The sequence below is a fragment of the Pseudoalteromonas sp. NZS11 genome (assembly GCF_015864765.1).
Classification (GTDB): Bacteria; Pseudomonadota; Gammaproteobacteria; order Enterobacterales; family Alteromonadaceae; genus Pseudoalteromonas; species Pseudoalteromonas arctica.
Genome location: NZ_JADYWP010000002.1, coordinates 32,346 through 54,599, shown reverse-complemented (window position 1 = coordinate 54,599; position 22,254 = coordinate 32,346). Strand labels below are relative to the sequence as shown.

The 22,254-nt window shown below is 40.4% G+C and carries 19 protein-coding genes; 10 read left to right on the top strand and 9 right to left on the bottom strand.

The window, feature by feature from the left end:
- Nucleotides 1–97 precede the first annotated feature (97 nt).
- The 3 genes from I6E82_RS04040 to I6E82_RS04030 all read left to right on the top strand — a co-directional run bounded on the left by I6E82_RS04040 (nt 98) and on the right by I6E82_RS04030 (nt 3,245).
- Nucleotides 98–424 carry a helix-turn-helix domain-containing protein gene (locus tag I6E82_RS04040; RefSeq protein ID WP_029753647.1) on the top strand — a complete coding sequence of 109 codons (327 nt, stop codon included), beginning with the start codon at nt 98–100 and terminating at the stop codon, nt 422–424.
- A complete protein-coding gene (locus I6E82_RS04035) occupies nt 408–1,796 on the top strand; it encodes a HipA domain-containing protein (RefSeq protein WP_197116848.1) in 1,389 nt (462 codons plus the stop codon). Before I6E82_RS04040 ends, I6E82_RS04035 begins: the two co-directional genes overlap by 17 nt.
- A gap of 354 nt (nt 1,797–2,150) precedes the next feature.
- Entirely contained in the window at nt 2,151–3,245 is a 1,095-nt protein-coding gene (locus I6E82_RS04030) for a Fic family protein (protein WP_197116847.1), read from the top strand.
- Nucleotides 3,246–3,609: 364 nt separating this feature from the next.
- Here I6E82_RS04030 and I6E82_RS04025 read toward each other — a convergent pair whose 3' ends face one another.
- Both I6E82_RS04025 and I6E82_RS04020 read right to left on the bottom strand, forming a co-directional pair.
- A complete protein-coding gene (locus I6E82_RS04025) occupies nt 3,610–5,109 on the bottom strand; it encodes a phospholipase effector Tle1 domain-containing protein (RefSeq protein ID WP_197116846.1) in 1,500 nt (499 codons plus the stop codon).
- Nucleotides 5,110–5,204: 95 nt separating this feature from the next.
- Entirely contained in the window at nt 5,205–6,509 is a 1,305-nt protein-coding gene (locus tag I6E82_RS04020; RefSeq protein WP_007583476.1) for an NAD(P)/FAD-dependent oxidoreductase, read from the bottom strand.
- 514 nt (nt 6,510–7,023) lie between these two features.
- Between I6E82_RS04020 and I6E82_RS04015 the strand changes: the two genes are divergently transcribed.
- Together I6E82_RS04015 and I6E82_RS04010 are read left to right on the top strand one after the other, a co-directional pair.
- Entirely contained in the window at nt 7,024–8,952 is a 1,929-nt protein-coding gene (locus I6E82_RS04015) for a RecQ family ATP-dependent DNA helicase (RefSeq protein WP_197116845.1), read from the top strand.
- 45 nt (nt 8,953–8,997) lie between these two features.
- Nucleotides 8,998–9,306: a YkgJ family cysteine cluster protein gene (locus tag I6E82_RS04010; RefSeq protein ID WP_010554993.1), complete on the top strand. Its 309-nt coding sequence runs from the start codon at nt 8,998–9,000 to the stop codon at nt 9,304–9,306.
- 71 nt (nt 9,307–9,377) lie between these two features.
- Here I6E82_RS04010 and I6E82_RS04005 read toward each other — a convergent pair whose 3' ends face one another.
- From I6E82_RS04005 to I6E82_RS03990, 4 genes are all read right to left on the bottom strand, one after another.
- Nucleotides 9,378–10,997: a methyl-accepting chemotaxis protein gene (locus I6E82_RS04005; RefSeq protein WP_197116843.1), complete on the bottom strand. Its 1,620-nt coding sequence runs from the start codon at nt 10,995–10,997 to the stop codon at nt 9,378–9,380.
- A 224-nt stretch (nt 10,998–11,221) separates the two neighbouring features.
- Nucleotides 11,222–11,839, bottom strand: coding sequence for a glutathione S-transferase family protein (locus I6E82_RS04000; protein WP_165735986.1), 618 nt, complete (start codon nt 11,837–11,839; stop codon nt 11,222–11,224).
- A 50-nt stretch (nt 11,840–11,889) separates the two neighbouring features.
- Nucleotides 11,890–12,918 carry an NADP-dependent oxidoreductase gene (locus tag I6E82_RS03995; protein ID WP_101163360.1) on the bottom strand — a complete coding sequence of 343 codons (1,029 nt, stop codon included), beginning with the start codon at nt 12,916–12,918 and terminating at the stop codon, nt 11,890–11,892.
- A 181-nt stretch (nt 12,919–13,099) separates the two neighbouring features.
- Nucleotides 13,100–13,600 (bottom strand): GNAT family N-acetyltransferase, encoded by a 501-nt coding sequence (locus I6E82_RS03990; protein WP_197116841.1) that lies wholly within the window; start codon nt 13,598–13,600, stop codon nt 13,100–13,102.
- A gap of 149 nt (nt 13,601–13,749) precedes the next feature.
- Between I6E82_RS03990 and I6E82_RS03985 the strand changes: the two genes are divergently transcribed.
- On the top strand, nt 13,750–14,955 hold the full coding sequence (locus I6E82_RS03985; RefSeq protein WP_197116839.1) for an anhydro-N-acetylmuramic acid kinase: 1,206 nt from the start codon (nt 13,750–13,752) through the stop codon (nt 14,953–14,955).
- Between the two features lie 37 nt (nt 14,956–14,992).
- Here I6E82_RS03985 and I6E82_RS03980 read toward each other — a convergent pair whose 3' ends face one another.
- From I6E82_RS03980 to I6E82_RS03970, 3 genes are all read right to left on the bottom strand, one after another.
- A complete protein-coding gene (locus tag I6E82_RS03980) occupies nt 14,993–15,478 on the bottom strand; it encodes a hypothetical protein (RefSeq protein WP_165735990.1) in 486 nt (161 codons plus the stop codon).
- A gap of 376 nt (nt 15,479–15,854) precedes the next feature.
- Nucleotides 15,855–16,982 (bottom strand): zinc-binding dehydrogenase, encoded by a 1,128-nt coding sequence (locus I6E82_RS03975; RefSeq protein ID WP_197116837.1) that lies wholly within the window; start codon nt 16,980–16,982, stop codon nt 15,855–15,857.
- 107 nt (nt 16,983–17,089) lie between these two features.
- Nucleotides 17,090–17,767, bottom strand: a complete 678-nt coding sequence (locus I6E82_RS03970; protein ID WP_197116835.1) for a glutathione S-transferase family protein — start codon at nt 17,765–17,767, stop codon at nt 17,090–17,092.
- A 174-nt stretch (nt 17,768–17,941) separates the two neighbouring features.
- Between I6E82_RS03970 and I6E82_RS03965 the strand changes: the two genes are divergently transcribed.
- The 4 genes from I6E82_RS03965 (at nt 17,942) to I6E82_RS03950 (ending at nt 22,225) form a co-directional block, all read left to right on the top strand.
- Nucleotides 17,942–18,868: a LysR family transcriptional regulator gene (locus tag I6E82_RS03965; RefSeq protein ID WP_197116833.1), complete on the top strand. Its 927-nt coding sequence runs from the start codon at nt 17,942–17,944 to the stop codon at nt 18,866–18,868.
- 242 nt (nt 18,869–19,110) lie between these two features.
- Nucleotides 19,111–21,069, top strand: a complete 1,959-nt coding sequence (locus tag I6E82_RS03960; protein WP_197116831.1) for a hypothetical protein — start codon at nt 19,111–19,113, stop codon at nt 21,067–21,069.
- Between the two features lie 95 nt (nt 21,070–21,164).
- Nucleotides 21,165–21,623 carry a thioredoxin family protein gene (locus I6E82_RS03955; RefSeq protein ID WP_197116829.1) on the top strand — a complete coding sequence of 153 codons (459 nt, stop codon included), beginning with the start codon at nt 21,165–21,167 and terminating at the stop codon, nt 21,621–21,623.
- Nucleotides 21,624–21,838: 215 nt separating this feature from the next.
- Complete coding sequence (locus tag I6E82_RS03950) at nt 21,839–22,225, top strand: hypothetical protein (protein WP_197116827.1); 387 nt, start codon at nt 21,839–21,841, stop codon at nt 22,223–22,225.
- Nucleotides 22,226–22,254 lie beyond the last annotated feature (29 nt).

The following is a 22,254-nucleotide window of genomic DNA, read 5'->3' as shown; positions in this document are numbered from 1 at the left end:
AAGTAAATATACGTTCAAACTTAAAAGTAAGTTATATTTGACTTTTGGGTAGGCTACCCTAAAATAAATTGTATAAGTAAACTATAGTTGACCTTTAATGAGTGAATTACCAGCAAAAAAAACACTTGGAAGAGTTGTTAAACGCACTGAAATGCCTGATCTATCAAAGCCGTTTTCGTCGGTGCGACTCGCTAAAGCGATTACTTCAAAGCGAACAGGCATGAAGCTTACGCTGGTTGATGTATCGCAAGCACTTAATATTTCAAAGCCTACGCTGATAAAAATAGAAAAAGGTGATGTGAATGTGCAGTTTTTTAATGTACTCAAAGTGATGGAATACTTGGGGTTGTCGTTTAGCCTTGTCAGTGATGACGAGTCGCACCACAATAACAAGGATGAGGTGAGCGATGAGCAGTGGTATTAAAAAAAATAGCTTAGATGTATTTATTGGGCATACGCAGAAGATAGGTGCGATAGCCCTTGATATAGGCTCTGAAAATGAAATTACATTTACCTATGAGCCTGAGTGGATTAATAAGGGTTTTGCTATTTCACCACACTTACCGCTCAATGGTAATTTTGACTCCCGTGATGTGCGTAATTATTTACAAAACTTATTACCCGAGGGCAAAGGTCTTGATGAGATTATAAGTAGTACTACTATCTCTAAAAATAATACGTTTGGTTTGATTAAAGTAATTGGCGAGGAAACGTCAGGCGCTTTGTCGTTTAGAGCAAGTAACAGTGCTTTAAAGCAAACATCTTTTCGTGAAGTAACTAATAATGAGCTAAGCCAAAAACTTAAACGCTTTGTACAAGTTGGCGAGTCAATTACTCATTGGGATGGCCGAACTCGGCTCTCTGTTGCTGGCGTTCAAGACAAACTAAACCTACTCGAAATCGATAGTAAATTAGGATTTGGTGAAGGGGAGCTATGTTCTAATAAAATTTTTAAATTTGAAACAGGTACCGCTCCTTTCATTGCAGTAAATGAACTTTTTACCATGCTTTTGGCAAAAGAGTCGGGGCTCAATGTTCCCCATGTTGAGTTGCGCACTTACGCAGATGTAAGAGTGTTTGTAATAGATCGCTTTGATAGGCGCGTTACACAAGATCAAAGCCGTGTATTACGTCGTCATATTATTGATGGTTGCCAAGCCACTAATTTACCTCCTTCTTATAAATATGAGCGTCAGCATGGTGATGATGGGGATGGGATTTATATTCGAGATGGCGTTTCTTTTGCTAAACTTTTTAATATTAAAACAACGAATGTGCAGGCGTATGAGGCTCAACTTATTCGTTGGATGACATTTAATATTTTAGTACGTAATTACGATGCTCATGGCAAAAACATTAGTTTTTTTGTTGGTAAAAATGGTTTAGAGCTTACGCCGTTTTACGACTTGGTAAATATAGAGGCTATTATTGAGCAGGGAAGCATTGACCGTGATATGGGCTATCTACAGCCCAAAATATCAAGGTGTTATGCTATGTCAGTGGGCGAGCATAATTCGCAAAGTGCAGGCAATTTTACTAATGAGATTACAGCTTACATGTTAGCTGATTTTGCTGATGAATTTGCTATTTCACTACCACGGATGCAACTACTTATGAGTCAAACCGTTGACACTGTATTAGCTGCAATTGATACGGCTAAAGTTTCTGCTGTTAAAAATAACTTGTCTACTGCTGAATTAGCACACATTGATTTGTGCATAAAAATAATTAATAAAGCTGCAAATAAGCTGAATGAGCAAATAATACAACTACCAAATATGGATGCATTTATTTAAATTTTAGAAAATAAATACACGCATTTTGAGTAAGTAATTCATATTTTGGTTGCCAGCATCAACGCGATATTTGCAAATTAAAATTAAAAGCGCGAGATAAATTCCGGCTTACAATTTAAAAGCCAAAGCGCGATATAAAATCGCACCTACGCTTTTGTTAAGAGTGGTGTTTACATTATTGTAGGTGAGGTTTTATACCTCGCTTATAAATGGATTGTTTTTACCATTGAAAAATGAATTATTGTTCTGTTTAACGCTTAAAAGTAATGAGGCAATTAGCTCTTCTATTCGCCTCATTGCATGAGGCAAATAAATAACATAGACTGAAGCTAATTACCTTTAGGACTAAAGACTATGTGGATATGGCAACAGCAAAACTGGCCAAACTTTACGTGGGATGCTGCGGCGCTTGCTCCTTTACTAAGGGAGCTTTCATATAATCAAGGTTTATTAGTAGGGCGTATGGGCGCGCAAAGTGCTCAACAAAAGCAGCAGGCCCTTGATACCTTACTAGCAAATATTATTCACTCCAGTGCGATTGAGGGTGAAAAGCTTAATGCATTTTCGGTTCGCTCTTCTCTTGCTAAAAAGCTCAATATTAATGAGCAACCTTACCCAACAACAGTGCAAAGCGATAATCTTGCAGAGATTATGCTTGATGCAATAAATAACACAGACTCACCGCTTAATTTAGAGCGAGTGCTTAATTGGCATCGCTTATTATTTGCAGGTGAGCAAAGCTTATTTACTAAAATTGAGGGCGGGCAATTGCGTGGTGACGAGCCAATGCAAGTGGTATCGGGGCGCTTAGATAAACCGGTATTACATTTTACGGCGCCTCCAAAAGAGTTAGTAAATAAAGAGCTGTCGCTATTTTTTAACTGGTTTAACAAAACGCAAAACGCTCCTCAAATAGACCCTTTTATTCGGGCAGCTATCGCACACTTATGGTTTGTAACAATACATCCACTTGAGGATGGTAATGGGCGTATTACACGCCTTATAACCGACCTGGCATTAGCGCAAGAACATGCTGAGTCAATTCGGTTTTACGCTATGTCGGTGGCTATTTTAGAAGACAGAAAAAGCTACTACGAGGTGCTTGAAGCCACTCAACGTGGAGATCTTTGTATTACCCAATGGATTAAGTGGTTTTTACGTACGCTTAATAATGCGATACACCATACGCTTAATAATATTGAGCAAACAATTTTTAAAACTAATTACTGGGCAAGTAAAGATCAAACAAAGTTAGGTGAGCAGCAAGTAAAAGTGCTTAATAAGTTACTTGATGGCCAATTTGAACAGGGTATTAGTGCGAGTCAGTATCAAAAGGTAGCTAAGGTTAGCCGTGCAACCGCAACACGCCATTTATCGGACTTGCAAACGCTTGGGTTTTTAACAAAAACCGCCGCAGGTGGGCGTAGTACACGTTACAAAATTGCCTAATGAGGCAATTACACATACTATTCGCCTCACTGTGTGAGGCGAATAGGTGTTTGAATTGTTGTAGGTGAGGTTTTATACCTCGCGGGTGCTTTTATAAAGCGAAAGCGCGATGTAAAATCGCACCTACCATTTAAAAGCTTCGCTTTTCGCGCGAGCAAGCTTTGCGCCTACAGGTGTTTAGGCGGGCTTTGCAGTGTTGATTGGGAGTTATGAGCCGTTACTAGAGGTCAAAGCGCGATGTAAAATCGCACCTACGGTTTTGTTGAGTGCGGTGGTTCGTGAGGTTTTGTACCTCGCGGGTGTTCTTATAAAGCCAAAGCGCGAGATAAACTCACGCCTACAATTTTAAATACTGTGCAACCTCTTATTCCAGCCGCGTTACTTTCACTTTTATTTTACCTGCATTAGCGCCGTAAAAGCGGCTTAGGTCGTTTGCGAATGGGCAAAACTCGCCTGATTTATCTATTTTAATATCGGCGCCGTTGGCTATTTCAAAAAGGTGGTCGTCGTTTTTATTAATAGCACCAATGAGTGAAAACCATTGTGCGCGAGGAAATCGTCTAAATGGTTCGAGTACGGCCATTGGGATTTCTTTTACGCCAAGTTGTACGTTGTCGCGGTTCCAGCCTAATGGCGTGCATTTTATGCCATCGTCAAACCAATATTGATTTGGGTATGGGGTAAAACGGTACGTAGCGCCTTGCTCTAGCATGAGGCCGGTTGCGTTGTATTGCTCAGAGGCAAATACCATTACATCTTGGCTTTGGTTAATGCTCAGCACACTCATGTTTTGATTAGCCAGTTCTATATGTTGGCTTAAACCAATAAAGCTAAGTGTGGTGTTGTCGTTATAGCTAATTTTGTAATGCAGTTTTTTAAGCGATTCTGGGCGGTAACTAGTTAGCTTATTAATGCGTTCGGCTACGCTATAGTGTACTAAAGGCTCAAGGTTGCTAGCTTCGTCATCAATTAATACATAGCACTCTCTATCTACTAATTTAAAAAACGGGTTAAACCAAAAGTAATTTTGTTGGTGACTTAATGCGAGTGGATCGGGCGTTACGGTTACGTCATCTTGTGCTACTAAGTTGCTATCGGGGAGTAGGGTTTCGTAATCTATGTCGTGGCTAGTGAGTAACGATATATTAAGCGGTTGTTCTATTAACCACTCAAGTGCGTAGCGCAAGCTAATATCGGCTAGGCCATCGCGGTAGTAACCGCCGCCAATGTCTGAATGCGCACCTGCAAACCATAGCTCGGTAATATTGTTTTGATGGTTCATGAGTGTGGGTTCAAAGGCGCGGCGTTTTTCGTCAAGGGCTACGCAGTGCAGCGCGTGAGTAATGTTGCTGGCAATGGTGTGGTTTTCAAAAATAACATGCTCTGCGCCACGTGTGGCTTTACTTACTTTTGACAAGCCAATAGAGGCGACGGTATCAAACACACATACATACACGTTGTTGCTTATTAAGGGTTCTAAACATTTAGCAAAACGTCTGGCAAGCGCAGCGCCTCGGCTAAAGCCCGTTAGCAGTATGGTATCGCCTAATTGATAGTGAGCTTTAAAGTCGCTTAACGCTTGATTTAAAATACTGGCTACGTCGTCACCACGAGGTGCAAGAGTTTGGTTTAAAATGCGTTTAAGGCGGCTGCCTTTAGTACCAATACCTTGATAATAAAAACTGAGTTGGTTAGCAAAAGGAGTAACGGGGGAGTCTTCTAATTTACCGCCAAGCAGCAAATGCAGTTTTAGAATATTTGTAATATTAGAGTCTTCTTTAAAATGATCTGAGCTAAATTGTTCTGCGTCACGGGGCTCGTTTCCTGTGCCGTCAAAGTTAAAAATTAGCGTTTTACCCGTCATAACCCAATTCCCTTAGTTGTTTTAAATACTCTACACAGACTATGTTAAAAATTAAAGACAGTGATAACGCTCACTGCCTTTAATTTAAATCGCCTTTAATGTAACTTCATTTTTGGGCGCACTACACGCAGTACTTTTTCGCTTATCCATAATGCAAAGGTTTTTGCGCTGCCATGTATGGCGCGTTGGTGCATACGGTATAAAGATATATACATAAAGCGGGCAATTTTACCTTCAATAAAAAAGGTATTGCTGGTTAGGTTACCCATTAAGTTACCCACGGTGCTGTAGCTCGATAAGTTAACTAGCGAGCCATGGTCGCTGTATTTAAAGCCGCGTAGTGGTTGCTGCTTTAATGTTGCGATGAGATTTTTTTCAACGCACAACGCCATTTGATGCGCCGATTGTGCGCGTGGTGGTACTTGCTTGCCGTCGGCTTGGGTAAATGCGCAGCAATCGCCTAATACAAAAATGCTTTCGTCAACGGTGCTTTGTAAAAACTCGTTTACTTGAATTTGGTTGCTACGAGTAAGCTCAAAAACACCTAAGTCTTTAATAAAATCAGGTGCTTTTACGCCTGCCGCCCACACCATAATATCGGCATCAATGTGTTCTTCATCTTTGGTGATAAAGCCTTGTGCGGTGCCTTCTTTTACTTGCGTTTGCTCGCGCACGTTTACGCCAAGCTTTAATAGCTCACGCTTGGCACTTACGGCAATACGCTCTGGTAATGCAGGTAAAATACGCGGGCCGGCTTCTATTAAATGAATATGCAAACGCTTAGACGACATATTTGTTAAACCATAAAGCTTTAATAGCTCAGATACATGGTAAAGCTCAGCTGAGAGTTCAACACCCGTAGCACCGCCGCCTACAATGGCAATATTAAGTGATTGCTGTTGGTTGTCGTCTTGATGAAGGCGCGTAAAGCTATCTAGTAATGAATGCTGAAAGCGCTCTGCTTGCTGGCTTGAGTCTAAAAAGTAGCAGTGCTCTTTTATACCAGGGGTATTAAAGTCGTTACTTACGCTACCAATGGCAATAACAAGGTGATCGTAACGTACTGTACGACCAGGTAAAATAGTGTGACCTAACTCATCGTTAAGTGGGGAGAGAGTAATTGTTTTATTGCTTTGGTCTATATTGCAAAAAGTACCAAGTTGAAAACGATAATGATGCTTTGCGGCATGTGCTGAATACACAACGCCATCTAAATCAGGGTCAATAGAGCCTGTCGCTACTTCGTGCAGTAACGGCTTCCATATGTGGGTACGGTTTTTGTCTATTAACAGTATATCTGCTTGTTTTTTTTTCCCTAGCTTATGCCCCAGTTGGGTTGCAAGTTCTAATCCGCCAGCACCACCGCCAATAACGACGATTTTAGGTATTGTAATACTCATAACGTTGCCCTTAAAAATAATATACCCAAGTGATCTGTATTTTTTATTAGTTTTTTAAGGTGACTTGGGTATCAATAAATTATTTTGGCAACAAGTAGTTACTACTCATTTTATGGGTGCCTAGTTTGCGCCTAAATAAAACCGATGTCAGCAATAAATAATGTTATTTGTTGTATACTTATACCCAAACCGTCTCAATATGCAGAATTCAGCGTTTCACAGGGGCTTAATATCAAGGCGTTACTTTGCAAGAATGGCAGCCCCCTTTTAAGAAGTAACAACGATGAGAGTAAGTGCCTGTGAAACGCCCAATGGGTTGGTTTAAAAGCGATTTATACTGCGTTATTGATTTTAACAATAGAACCACTATTATTTGCAATCAATGCCTTGCCTAAATCGCTTTTAACTCCAACTGAAACTCTCATCTTGAGATGGTTTGGGTATACATGCAAATATTTCATCTACACCGCATTTTTATAAGCATGACTATTGTTTAGCCATCAAAAGGACATTTATGACCACGCCACTAATTCAATCACTTGAGCAGCACTTTGGTTTTAGCCAATTTAGAACAGGGCAACAACAGACTATAGAGCAGCTTTTAAATGGTCAATCGTCGTTGGCTATATTTCCGACCGGCTCGGGTAAATCGTTGTGCTATCAATTAACTGCGTTGCATTTACCAAATTTAACCTTAGTGGTTTCGCCTTTGCTTGCATTGATGAAAGATCAAATTAGCTTTTTAAATAGCAAAGGTATTTACGCGGCAAGCCTTGATTCGAGCCAAGATCAAATGCAAAGCAGCACCGTAATGAATGATGTGCGAAATGGTAAAATTAAAGTACTAATGGTGTCGGTTGAGCGCTTTAAAAACGAGCGTTTTAGAGAGTTTATAAGCCAAGTGGCACTTTCGATGTTAGTGGTCGACGAAGCGCACTGTATATCAGAATGGGGCCATAACTTTAGACCCGACTACCTTAAATTGCCGCGTTACCGCGAAGAGCTTAATATTCCTTTAGTGTTGTTACTTACTGCAACGGCGACTAAAAAAGTAAAACGCGATATGGCAGAGCGCTTTGCTATTGCGCCTGAGTGCATTGTGCAAACGGGCTTTTACCGCGCTAATTTAGATTTAAGTGTGTTGAGCGTTAAAACCGCCGATAAAAACACCGAGCTTACCAACATAGTGCGTGCGCAAAGTGGCCCAGGTATTGTGTATGTAACGCTACAGCAAAGCGCTGAGCAAGTTGCTAATGCGCTAAGTGCTCAAGGTGTGCACGCGGTGGCGTATCATGCGGGGCTTGAAGATACGCTACGCTGGCAAATTCAAGATGACTTTATGGGCGGTAAAATTAACGTCGTAGTGGCAACCATAGCCTTTGGTATGGGCGTTGATAAATCGGATATTCGCTTTGTTATACATTACGATTTACCAAAATCGATAGAAAATTACAGCCAAGAAATTGGCCGAGCAGGGCGCGATGGCAATCCATCAAATTGTTACACGCTTGCTAACCTGGACGGCCTAAATACGGTTGAAAACTTTGTATATGGCGACACCCCTGAGCTTAGCGGTATTGAATACGTAATTAACGATATTCGCCAAAGCCACCAGCAATGGGAAATGCAAGAATACAGCTTATCGAGCGAAAGTAATATTAGGCAACTGGCACTTAAAACCTTACTTGTACAGCTTGAAATGCAAGGCGCTATAACGCCGCAATATGCTTACTACGCCGATTTTAAATATAAATTTTTGGTTGATAAAAACGAGCTACTTGGTCATTTTGATGAGCAACGCCAAGCATTTTTAACACAAATATTTAGCCATACCGATTTTAAAAAAATATGGGGCACGCTAAATTTTGACTCCCTTACACAAGCTGCGCAGGTTGATCGAAAACGCGTAGTGGCTGCTCTTGATTACCTAGCCGAAAAAAACCTAATAACGCTCGAAACCAAACGTATTACCCAAGTATACAAAGTGCATAGCGAGGTTATAAATAACCCAGAACTTGCCCAGCAACTACACGACTACTTTAGTGATAAAGAACAAGCCGAAATTAAACGTATTGCTGCACTGGTACGCTTTTTTGAGCTACAAAGTTGTTTAAGCTATAACTTAGCGCGCTATTTTGACGATCAAAATGCACCACAGCAATGTGGGCATTGTAGTGTGTGTAGAGGCCATGCGGTTAAGCTTGAATACTCTATAGAGCCTGCATATATTGACGAGCAACTTATTTATCAAAAGGTAGATGAGTTTTTAGCGCATATGGCAGATAAAGGTAATCATAATGTGGGTATTGAAACCCAATGCCGCTTTTTAGCGGGGATGAGTGTGCCGTTATTTGCGCGTAATAAAGTGCGCCAGCTGAGTGGTTTTGCACTGTGTGAGCAAATGCGTTACAGCGATATTAAAGCAAAACTACTAGCGCGTTAAATTAGTTACTGTATCCTAGTGGCTTATTCAAAAAAGTAAGCCACTATGCCTCATATTGTTATTCCCGTTGAAAATATTTCTACTACCCCAGAGCCCGTTACGTGTGCTAACTGCCAAGCCTGTTGTTGCCAATTAGAAGTGCGCATAGTAACCGACACCGGCGTGCCTTTTAACTACATTGAATACGATAAATGGGGCAGCGAAGTAATGAAGCGCGCTGACGACGGCTGGTGTCAAGCACTCGACCGTAATACGCTTATGTGCTCTATTTACGAAAACCGCCCATTAGTATGTCGCGAGTTTGAAATGGCGTCGGGTGAGTGTATTACCGAGCGCGATTTAGCGGGTATATAGTCCGCTATTATTAATGTACATAAACAACAAAGGGGCTTAAAAGCCCCTTTGTTTATTGCTTACTATAAAAATTAAACTTTAAAGTAGCTAATATACTTTTTAAGTGTGTTTGAAAGGTCAGCTAATGCAACAGCTTCTTGTGCGTTACTGTTAAGCGACATGCTGGTTTCTTTGGACATACTGGCAATTTCTTCTACGCCAGTACTAATTTGCGCCACGGTGGCTACTTGGTTTGATGTTGATTCAACAATTTCAAGCACGTTACTTAATGAATCGTTAGCTTGTTGCTGTATTTGATGCAGTAACTCGTTTGCTTCGTGAGTAAGCGTTAGGCCATTTTCTACTTGTGGTACTGTGGTTTCCATAGCTGTTACCGACGCTTGCGTGTTTTCTTGTACTTGCAAAATCATCTTTTCAATATCGCCTGTTGCGTCGCCAGTGCGCTGGGCAAGTTGTCTTACCTCGTCAGCAACAACAGCAAACCCTCGGCCTGTTTCGCCTGCTCTTGCAGCTTCTATTGCCGCATTTAGCGCAAGCAAGTTTGTTTGATCGGAAATACTGCGGATCACACTTAAAATATCGCCAATGTGTTTTACATGTTCTTGCAACACGTTTACTTGGGTAACTGTGGCTTTTACGGTTACTGAGATTTGCTCAATTTCGGCCGCTACTTTTTGCACTGCAATACTACCTTGCTGCGATAATTGCGCGGTTATTTTTGAGTTATCTTCTGTTTGCCTAACTGAGTCGGCTACAGCATGGATACTACGGCTCATTTCTTCTAGGCTGCTTACTGCCGAGTTTGTATAAGTTACTTGTGCGTCAGCGGCACTAAGTGCTTGCTGCGAGCCAGATGCTACGCTTGCAGAGTGTGTAGAAAGCTCTTCAGATGAGTTAATAATGCTATCTACAATGGTTTTTAATTTAGATTGCATCACCCCTACAGAAGCCATCATGCTATTTGGGCAACACGACTGTACATCACCTCTTAAGTCGCCTTGCGCAATAAGGGCAATTACTTCAGCGGCTTCTTGTGGTTCGCCACCTACTGAATTTCTGATCAGTTGGCTAATAACATACGCAACGCTTATACCTATTAAAAAGGCAAGTGCGGTGAGCGAAATCATCCAAATTTTAAACGAGCTGGCAATATCGAGAGTATCAATAGTGGTGGTTTGATTTGCTTGCTCTTGCAGGTTTATAAATTGGTTTATAACATTTAGCCACTGGGTAAACGCAGGGCGCGCATCGGTTAATAAAATGCGCTCAGCTTCGTTTAGGTTTCCTGCATTTTTAGCTTTTATTACACCTTGAATAAAAGGCTGAGTGCGCTGCTCTATTTGATTTATTTTATTAATCAGAGCGCGTTCTTCACTATTCATATTACCCATTAGCTCGGCCATAGATCGGCTTGACGTTTGGTAAAATGCGTTTAGCTCTTTTATGCTCTTTAACACGGAGCTTAAACTGCTTTGATCGGTAATTAGCACTACATCGCGCACGGCTATTGCTCTGTCGTGTACACTGCCTCTAAAGTTAATTGCGTAACGTTGCTTTACCGAATTTACGTCGGTCATGTGGGTAATGTTATTATTAATGAGGCTAACGCGCGAAATGCCAATAATGGTTAAAATAAGCATCATTGATAAAATTACGCCAAAGCCGGTCGTTAAACGCATGTTTATGGTCATGGTTGATCCCAAGTGTGAGTCAATACGCGCAAGAGCAGCTTGTATTATTAGTGATTATTCTAAAACAATAGCAGCATTATGCCTTATTAATTAAAGTTTTATTAGCAATAAGGGATTGTTTGTTAATTTAGTTTACAAGCGTAACTTTAATGGGGAGTGTTTTTCAGGCATTAAAAAAGGGGCTAAATGCCCCTTAGTGTTATATAAAAATATTATATAAAAGTTTAGTCGTACTTTGCTTCTAGCTCATTAGCTGTATGAAACTTCTCATGACTTTGTAATTGCTCGTCGTATTTAACGAGGTTTTTAAAGTGCGCTAATTGACCTGAGTTTTTAACTATTTCAACAATAAACGACATCATAAAGTCAGCGCCCGTTAGGGTATCGCCCACTAAATAACGTTTACCTTCAAGACGGTCGTTAAAGTAGCTAATTACTTTAGCTGTTTCAGCGTCGGCATAGCCTTCTAGAAACTGTGTTTTAGCGCCATCTTTTAGTACAAACATTTTAAGTAAAAGCGGTAAAATTGCTGAGCTTTCTGCAAAGTGGAGCCATTGTTGATAGTCAACATATTCAGCGGTATTTACTTTTGGAGCAAATTTACCGTTACCGTATTTAGTAATAAGGTAGTCGGTAATAGCGCCTGACTCAGCAATAATTAAACCGCCGTCTTCAATCACTGGTGACTTACCAAGTTGATGAATATGCTTTAGTTCGTCAGGGGCTAGGAAGGTGTCTTTGTTGCGCTGATAAGCGACAATTTCGTAGTCAACATTTAGCTCTTCTAAAAGCCAAATTACGCGTTTAGAACGTGATTTATTTAAATGGTGTAGTTTGATCATGTCAGTCCTTTTTTGGCTTGTAAGGACTTGGCCTTACAAGCCGTTTAAAATTAAAGTGGGTTATTAATTTTAACCACAGTTTTACCAAAGTTTTTACCGCATATCATATCGTTGAACGCGCCTACTGTATTTTCGATGCCTTCTACCATGTGCTCACGGTATTGAATTTTTCCGTCTTGTAGCCATTTTTGCATGTCTTGTGCAAACTCGCCATAACGGTCGCCGTAATCATCAAAAATGATAAAGCCTTGCATTTTAATACGCTTAGTAAGCAATTGACCCATTAGCATACCTAAACGGTCTGGGCCTTCTGGCAAGCTAGTTGCGTTATATTGCGATACTAAACCACACAATGGTACGCGCGCTGCGGTATTTAATAGTGGTAATACGGCGTCGAATACTTTACCGCCCACATTTTCGTAGTAAACATCAATGCCTTTATCGCAGGCTTTTTCTAACTGCTCTGCAAAGTCATCAGCTTTGTGATCAATACAGGCATCAAACCCTAGTTTTTCAACTGCGTGTGCACATTTTTCGCTACCACCAGCAACACCCACTACTTTACAGCCTTTAATTTTAGCTATTTGACCAACCGTTGCACCTACTGGGCCTGTTGCTGCTGCAACAACTACGGTTTCGCCTTCTTTAGGCTGGCCAATATCAAGTAAACCCATGTAAGCCGTAAAGCCAGGCATACCCATAATACCTAATGCGTATGAAGGGTTTGCAGGCTCTTTACCTAATTGCATTAAGCCTTCGCCATCGGTAATGGCGTAGTCTTGCCAACCTGTGTAGGCAAGGACCCACTCGCCTTCGCTAAATTTATCGTTTTTAGACTCTTCTACTTGGCACACTGTTGCGCCAACCATTACATCGCCAATATTAACTGGGTCAGCGTACGATTTAGCATCGCTCATACGACCACGCATATACGGGTCTAGCGATAGGTAAATAGTGCGTAGTAAAACTTCGCCGTCTTTTAATGCAGGAAGCTCTACCGTTTTTAATTTAAAGTTTTCATCTGTTGGAGCGCCATTAGGGCGTGATTCAAGAGTAAGTTGGCGACTAGTCGTAGACATAAAAGATCTCCTATTAATATAAATAAACTACTTACCGAATGTTTACGCTTTAAAAATCGTGTTCAGCTAAACAATAATGCGCGGCTAAGCAGTATGGATATGTACAATGCGTACCTTAATAAAGGAGTTTTGGGCGGGTGGTTGATAATTCAACCTTTGCAGAGTATTTATTCTAAATGGTTTATTTTAGCTTGCTAAAAATATGGCTATTGTAAAACACCCCGTTTTTATAAATGGCCTGTTTAAGCACAGCCTCTTGCTCAAAGCCGCTTTTAATAAGTGCTTTCATAGAGCCGGTATTACCAGCAAACACAGCGCCAAAAATTCTGTTTATGTGTGAGCTTGCAAGCGCTTCATTGCATATAAGTTCAATAGCGCGAGTAATAATGCCTTGCCCCCAATAGGCTTTATTTAGCCAATAACCAATTTCGCCACTGTGGCTGTATTCAAATTCGCCGGGAGTTACACCAATACAGCCCGCAAATTGCCCATTTACCTCAATGGCTTTAACTGTTGCATCAATTACGCCGTTTTTTGAGCCTTGGTTTATCCACCAATCAGCATCGGCTTGCGTATACGGAAACGGAATTTTTGACGATAAATAACGCGTTACCTGTTCATCATTTAAGGTATTAATAATAAAAGGCGCGTCTTGGGCTTTAAACTCTCTGAGGGTGATCATATTTTTTCATAAATTTTTAGTATGCACACTAACTTAACAATCATTTGAGAGTTAAACAATCAGAACCCAAATTAAACGGTTTACGGCTATTACTTTGTTTTAAAGTCCTCTAATATAAGCAAAATATTACACCTATTTTAGATGCCACTATGCACCCTCACATTAAAGCGCTTTATAACAGCGCCCAAAAACCAAGCCGTTTAATTATTGGTTTAATGAGCGGTACCTCGTTGGATGGGCTTGATGTTGCACTGTGTAAAGTAACGGGCGCGGGCTTAAATACACACATTGAGGTTTTAAATTTTACCACTGTTGATTACAACGACGATTATAAAACTAAAATAAAGCAGGTATTTGCTAAGCGAGAATGCGATTTAGAGCTTGTTACTTTACTGCACCCGTGGGTAGGTAAACTCCATGGCAATATGGTTAATCAGTGCTTAGCTAAGTGGAATATAAACCCAGCAAGTATTGATGTAATAGCAAGCCACGGGCAAACCATTTACCACTGCCCGCAGTCGCAGCATACCCACAAAAGCTTTACTAATGGCACCTTACAAATTGGCGATAGCGACCAAATAGCCGTTACTACGGGTATTACAACCATTGGTGACTTTAGGCAAAAACACATAGCCGCAGGAGGCGAGGGCGCACCGCTTGCTGTGTATGGCGATTATTTGTATTTTTCGAGCGCTGCTGAGAGTCGGATTTTGCTAAATATGGGCGGCATTGCTAACTTAACGTTTTTACCCAAAAATGGTGATGCAAACGGCGTGTTTAGCTCCGATATTGGCCCCGGTAATACCATTATGGATGCCTACGTACAGCAACATTTTACTGGGCTACATTATGACGATGGCGCAAAAATAGCAAAAGCAGGCAAGGTAAATACACCATTACTAAATGCATTATGTAATAACGCATTTTTTAAACTTCCAATGCCTAAAACCACAGGGCCTGAGATATTTAACTTAGCGTATTTAAACGCCGCACAGCAGCTTACAAATACTCACCATTTAAGCCATGAAAATGTAATGGCCACCTTAAATACCTTTACTGCAACCGTTATAGCAAATGCATTAAACGAGTGTGCAGAGCGCGTACAAAATTGTGTGGTGTATGCAAGTGGTGGCGGTATTCATAACCCGTTACTAATGGCGCAACTTACAGCACTTTGCCCACGCATTAATGCTTTTAAAAACACCGACGATTTAGGTATTAACCCCGACGCAAAAGAGGCTGTGTTATTTGCTATTTTAGCAAACGAATGCCTAGCAGGAGAGCAGCAACACCTAAGTAATACTGCACAAGGTATTGCGGGAGTTACTATGGGTAAAGTAAGTTTTGCAGACTAATAACTTGTCGCATCGCGTAATTTAAGTGCAGTCAGCACTAAAACAGCGATAAAAACGTAGAACCCATACTCGCAAAGTAGCTACGAACGCCCTGTGACTTGGTATGTTCAGTTTTTATTTGCTCAGGAATATAGCCTTGCTCAAATGCTTTAATGTACACATCGAGTTGCTGGCTTTCTTTTAAGGTCGTGTTTTTTCCGTGCAGCATCATTTGCACTACAAAACACTGGCTTTGTGTAATGTTATTTAAAGTTAGGTTTACAGTACCTGATTCAAGGTCTGCATTGCTCAGCGTTTTTTCAGTAAAATACTGCGCCCCACGCGCACTGGGCTGCGTTGCACTTAGTGAAATAACATCGCTCTCATTTGCGCCATCAGGCAACACACACTGCAGCGTAATGTTATGCGCAGCATTGGCTTTTAGCGATAGCTTTTCATATTCCATAGCGTGGCTCATCGCCGCAGACATAGAATCATCAAATGATTGCAGTGCAAATGTTAGTTGCACTAAGGGTGTACTCATCTTACTTAGTCTTCTTGAGTCTATTCATTTATCGGATAGAGATTATCGCGGATCAAAGTTACAGATTTATGACTAATTGCATTAATTAGTATAATTATTGAGTAGTTTGATCAAAGAGGATCTTTGTTGAAGTTTTATAATGCTAGAAGGTGATTCCAGGTGATATTTCTAAAGATACGTTCTTAAATGCGTTAAGTAATTTAGATATTCATTTATACCAGAATTTCATTGATGGCTTGAGTGTATTAAAAATTATAAATTCAATAACAATTAGTGAGCCTATTGCGCATTCATTATATTTTAAAGTTTTTAATACGACAAAAAAGCAGATACCTAATTAGCATCTGCTTTTTAATTTTTAACGAAGAATATTTAGTTAAGCTTGAGGTTTAATTAAGTACTTTTCGCCTGTTGCTTGTTTAGAATAAGCCGCGATTGATTGTAAATGTAACACCTCAGCTAATGACACTTCGTGCGTGTAGTTGCTCGCAAATGTAGTGGTAATTTCATCAGCAACGCGTTTGCGCATTTTCATTACTGTATCTGTGCCTAATTTACCTAAAGCATTAAATAACAAGAACCCGTTTACAGCCCAAGCAAAGCCAAAGTTACGGTTTAATGTAATAGGGCCGCGGTCTAGTGCGCCATAAATGTACACTTGTTTAAATGTATCAGAGCCATAAATTGTGTGCTCTTTCATATCGCGCGCAGCTGCAACTTCCATACAGTTAAGTATGTCACTTGTTAGTTGGCCGCCACCAATAGGGTCAAACGCTATAGTTGCACCGGTTTCGATTATTGCAGCTGTTAGGTCAGCAAGAAAAGTGTCGCTGCTTGAGTTAACAATATATTTTGCACCCATATCGCGCAGTAATTTTTCTTGTTCTGGTTTGCGAACAATATTAATTAAATCAACGCCATCGGCAATACAAATACGGTTTAGCATTTGGCCAAGGTTAGAGGCCGCTGCGGCGTGGATAATAGCTTTATGGCCTTCAGCGCGCATGGTTTCTACCATTGCTAGTGCGGTAAGTGGATTAACAAAAGATGATGCACCTTCTTTAGCAGTAGTCCCTTCTTTTAGCTCTAGGCAACTTTGTACATTGGCACATATAAATTGACGATACGTACCGCCGCCAATTACTGCAACGGTTTTACCCATTAATGCTTGTGCGGCTGGTGATGAGCCTGCTGCCACTACGATGCCTGCGCCTTCATTACCTACAGGTGTTGCTTTTCCAACACGGGTTTTAAGTGATGGCATAAATTGAGCTGGAACATCGGCAGTAATTACCGGGTCTTCATCAGTACCCGATTGCTTTGCAGTAGACATATCAGCTGCGCTGAATAAAACGCCTAAGTCTGATGGATTTAATGGTGCAGCTTCAATGCGAATAACCACTTCATCGGCATTCGGCTTTGGCATCTCGATGTTTTTTAAGGCAAGTGTTAGTTTATTGTCTTCGCTGATAGTTGAAGTAAGTTGGATATTTTTATCTGTCATAGGTGTCTCCTGCAAAGAATTAAATTTGTTAAGCCAATCACATTATTGTATTGGCGATACTGAGTTAGTAATTGAAATTTAGAATAGATTACTTTTATAGCTACGCGTTATTTAGCGTTTGCTGCTTGAATTTGCGCTTTTACTTTTTGCATAAATTCAGCCATATTTGATTGGCGATCGGCCTCTATGCTTTGGGCAATGGCTAATTGGCTCATTGATTCGTTCCACTCTTTCATACCGGGTACTTGTGCAAGTACATCCCAATCAAGCTGGCTTGAGCCAAAGGCGCTAACAATGGTGTTTACGTAATAAACGTAAATGTCTGCCATTGTAAATTGCTCGCCTGCAATCCAAGGTGAAAACTTACACACGCTACTCAAAGCGGTTACGCCACGCGTTAATACTTGGCGTACTTCGGCTTTAGTTGTGTCGGTTACTTCAGCGCCTGAAAATACATAAGGGATGAACCGTCTGCTTGGCAGTTCAAAATAAAGCTCTGCCATTTTCATAATTTGACGTACAACTGCGCGCTCACCTGCATTTTCAGGATATAGCGGGGTTTGTGGGTACGACTCTTCTATAAAGTCGCAAATAACACTCGACTCTGAAATATTAAGGCCGTTAGCTGTTGTGATTGCAGGCACTTTGCCTGCAGGGCTTATTGCTAGTAACTCTTCACTACCGCCGTAAACAAGGTGTTCTGTAAATGGCAATTGTTTGTGTAAAAGTACATGTTTAACTAGGTTGTAATAGTTGCTAGCAGCAAAACCGTGCAAAGTAATCATAAGTCAGCTTTCCATCATTAAGTGAAGGTGTTTAATTGCCAAAAAATGCAATTTAAGTCCCTGTCTTTAGGTTGAGTACATTATTACTTGTTTTAATTTGCTTATATATAGGGGAAAATGCGAATCACTTTTGTCTTTAAGACAATAAAGCATTTTATGTAATGGAGAAGCGACTTGGATCAACTAAAAGCCATACGGTATTTTATTAAGGTGGTTGAAACGGGCAGTTTTACCAAAGCCGCCAAAGCATTTGATGTGCCGCCCTCGTCGTTGTCGAGGCGAGTTGCTGATTTAGAAAAAAGCCTAGGGGCGACGCTTTTAAAGCGTTCGACCCGCATAGTTAAATTGACCGAAGTTGGGCAAATTTACTATAACGATGTTCAGCAGATATTAAATCAGCTAGAGCAAAGCCACGAAGCTGTGCGCAGTTATCAAACAACACCCATGGGGCGATTATGTATAAGCTCAATGGTGAGTTTTGGTGACAAAATATTACTGCCACTGCTTGATGAATTTAGCGGGCTATACCCCGAAATTATATTAGATGTTAGCTTAAGTGATGAGCTGTCGACACTCGGGCGTGACGATGTTGATATTGCTATTCGCGGTGGCTATGCGCCAAATGAGCGCGTGTTGGCAATAAAACTGATGGATAACGGCTTTATTCCTGTTGCGTCACCGAGTTATTTACAAAAATACGGTGTACCTACTAATGTTATGGAATTAAAGGGCCACAGTGGCCTTTATTTTAAAACGCCAGCGGGGCCAACTCCGTGGTTATGTAAAGTGGATGAGCAATGGCACGACGTTTCTGGGCCTGCGGTCGCTATTTCAAATAACGGATCGTGGCTGGCTAAAAAAGCATGTAATGGTGAGGGCATTTTAATGTCAACTCGGTGGGCGCTCGACTCATACCTTGAGTCTGGCCAGTTACAAGAGCTTAAATTTGAGCATGAGTTAGCGATAAGCCAAAATGCGACCATGGCGGTTTATTTGTTGTATCAAAAGCAGCGCTATTTAGTACCAAAGGTAAAAGCGGCGGTCGACTTTTTAGTACAAAGAATAAAAGAAACAAATGAAAGTGGTAAGCGAACAGAATAGCCCTTAAGAGTCAGGCGTGTTGTAAATAAATAGAGTGGTGAATTGTCGGATGGCGCTGTACTTATCCGACCTACGCTTATCCGATTTGGATTTATCCGGTTTAGATTTACGTCATTTATGTTTATTTAATTTATTAATGGGTTGTTTGTATAAATAATAGGTAAAAAACGTCTCCTTAAGCTAAAGCTTTTAATGCTGTGACCGATAAATTACTTAACAGGGTTTAGCGATTAAGGATAATCATGGTTAATAATGCACTTGGCAGCCAGTCTAATTTAAGCACTTTACTTGCCCAATCAGTTAATAACGCTAACCAAACCTCTGTGAGTCCTTCGCTACTAACCGGTAGCGACCTTCAAGCTATTAATGATTTACAAACTAACGCCCCCAAAATATCCGATGAATTATTAAGCCAGCTAAATAACGAAACTCTTGATGAAGCACTAGCCAGTAATCAAAAAGTAGAGGACGTTTTAAAGCAGCAACTTACCTCGTTATTTACTATTTCAAGCACGCTTAACTATAAACTCTCCGATGAAGAACTTGCCCTGCGCACCGTAATAAGCTCTCAGCATGAGGGGTTATTAAAAAACGAAAACAGTACCCAATTAATTGAGCGATTAAATACGTCAGTTAAAAATATTCAGGGTGCTTATGCTAATACCAGCGATATTTTATCGAGTTTAGGTCAGCTTGGGCATGAGCAAAAAACGTTTTTAGCCTCAAGCCAGCAACGTGTTGAGCGCTCACTGAATCCATACATGGAAAGCCTTAATCGCGCAAAATACGAGGATGACGATAACTACCTGTTTGAGCTCTCGGTAAAAACTAAAGAAGGCGATGTTATAAACATTACCTTTAACTCATCGCAAGGTTATGATGAAAAAACAGGTGAAGCGATAGATGGCTTTGGCATAAGTTACGAAGTTAATGGCAATTTATCTGAGGCTGAACATGCGGCTTTAACGCAGGTTATGGCGGGTGTTGGCGAAATGGCCGATGAGTTTTTTAAAGTGAGTGAAAATTCATTCAATCCTCTTATAGTCCCAAATCAAACAGACATGAGCTTAGATTTTTTAGCGGGCTTTAATAGTGAACAGTTAGCCGGTTTTAATGTGTCGTTTTCGACAACGCAAAATGATGCGCTTGATACTGCCCAGAATACGCTTGATTTAAGTTACTCCATTGATGAAGCATCAAACCAGCAAGCACTTGTGTTTAAAGCAGTAGGTGGGCAAAACGACATTGATTTTGCACTCGATATGTCAACCATTGGCGCTAAAGACGCGCAGCAAATGCAGCAGTATTTAGCGTCGCTAGATCAAAGCTTAGAAGATAGCCGAGTAAACAGTACCGAAGACGATAAAGAGTCGGCATTTGGGCGCAACGGCGATGAGGCAATGCAGCAAGGTTTTGCATTGTTTAAAGGCGCTTTTGCGAGCATGTCGTCGGCTGCTGAGCGTTATAGCAATTTGGAGTCACTTGCAGAACAGCACTTTAATGACGGGCGCGCCATGGTTGCCGATTTGGTTGATAACATGATTACAAACGATGCCCGTTACCAAGGGCTTAATAATAAAGTGCCAAATACATTGGGTGCGGGGATTTCTAAGCTCGCTGATTTTGATGCTACATTTTCTTATGCGCTGGATAACGGCGATTATCAACCTAAAAGTACAATTGAGCTAAGCCAAGCGACTGAACAAGCCCAATTAGGGGAGCTTAGCGGTGTAACGCAAAGTAAAAATGTAAGCAGCCACTTTGATTATCAATACAGTCGCCCTGATTATTACGACAAAGAAGAGAGTTATAACGTAAACACCGCCGTTAAAAATAAAGAGCTTGTGGGGCTTGATCAGTCTCACGAGGTTGATGTTGATACAAAAATGTTTGAGTTTAATCCGCAAACTAATCAATACGAGCTGCAAATGGCGATGCAAGAGCAAACCATTAGCAAAAGTGACATTCGCTTAATTGATGATATTTGGCTTGAAGAAAACGAAAACAGCTACAACATGAATAAAAAAGAGCGTGTTGAGAGCGACGAAAAACAAGATGAGTTTAAAAAAACAAGCAGCCATTCTCATAATAAACTAGTTACCTTGATTGGTGATTTAGACAAGCTAGCTGAGAATAAAGACGTAAGGCGAGAATATTTAACTAACTTATCGCAAGTAAACTTTTTTATGGATAAAAAGTAACGCCTGAGAGTTATTCACTCCACGCTCAATATTGGGTATAGTCGTTTAATACCTAAATTAATACCTAAATTAATACCTAAATTAAGAGCAACCTTATGTTTAAACAATTAATTTTACTGTGCGCTTTAAGCATGCCGCTTGTAAGCTGCGCTGCTGATGCACCGTTTTCGGGCGGAATTTCCACTGATGTACTGCTAAGCGACTACGACAAGTTTAACGAACAATACAAAGCGTTTACGCCAACAGCACAAGACATTGCCCTAATGCAAAAGCTAGAAGGCAAAGAGCTAATAGTATTATTTGGTACATGGTGCCACGACAGTGAGCGCGAAGTACCAAAACTCATTAAGTTAATTGATGCATCGAAAGTACAACTTGCAAGCATTGACTATGTGGCGGTGGGTTACAACAAGCAAGACGATGGAGGCATTGCAGAAGCTAACGATTTACAATACACACCTACGTTTATAGTAAAAGACGATGGTAAAGAGTTAGTACGCGTAATTGAAAAGCCAACGGGTACATTGGCACAAGATTTAACGCAGGGTTTGTAAATAGAGCTTGTTCGTATTTGGGGTTAACGATTTAGCAAATAGGTTTATAAGTTAGCAGGTGTGCTGCTATGAGTAGCCCATGAATACTTTAATGTGTAAGGCCAAAATTTTCCCCCTTTGGCTGAGCCAAAATAGGAATTCAGCTATGGTTTGCATATCAATTAAAACAAATAAAAAACTAATTAATCTACAAGCTCGTTATGGTGTTTCTTAATATGTCTAAGGATCTACGTAAAAATTTGATTTCTGCGATTCTTAGCCCTTTAATTGTATTACCAGTCCTTGGTTTTTGTTATTTTTATGCGGGTATAGAAAATTATACTTCTCTTAGTTCATTAATTTCAGGTGTTGGTTTTGGTGTATCAATAGGTATGGGAAGTTTATTTTATTTCTATCCTTTAATGTTCATTTACGGATTACCTATTAGCTTATTACTCCAAAAGTTAAATTTATTTAAATTACCTGTAGTTTTAATCTTAAGTATACTTCCAGTTTTTTTACTTAGTCTTTTTAGTGAATTTAATCGTGCAACATTGGTTCTTCATTTATTAGTACTTTCAATGGGTTTAACTAGTTGGCTTATATATAATAAATTAAGGTAACACCACAACAAGCGATTAATGTTACACAA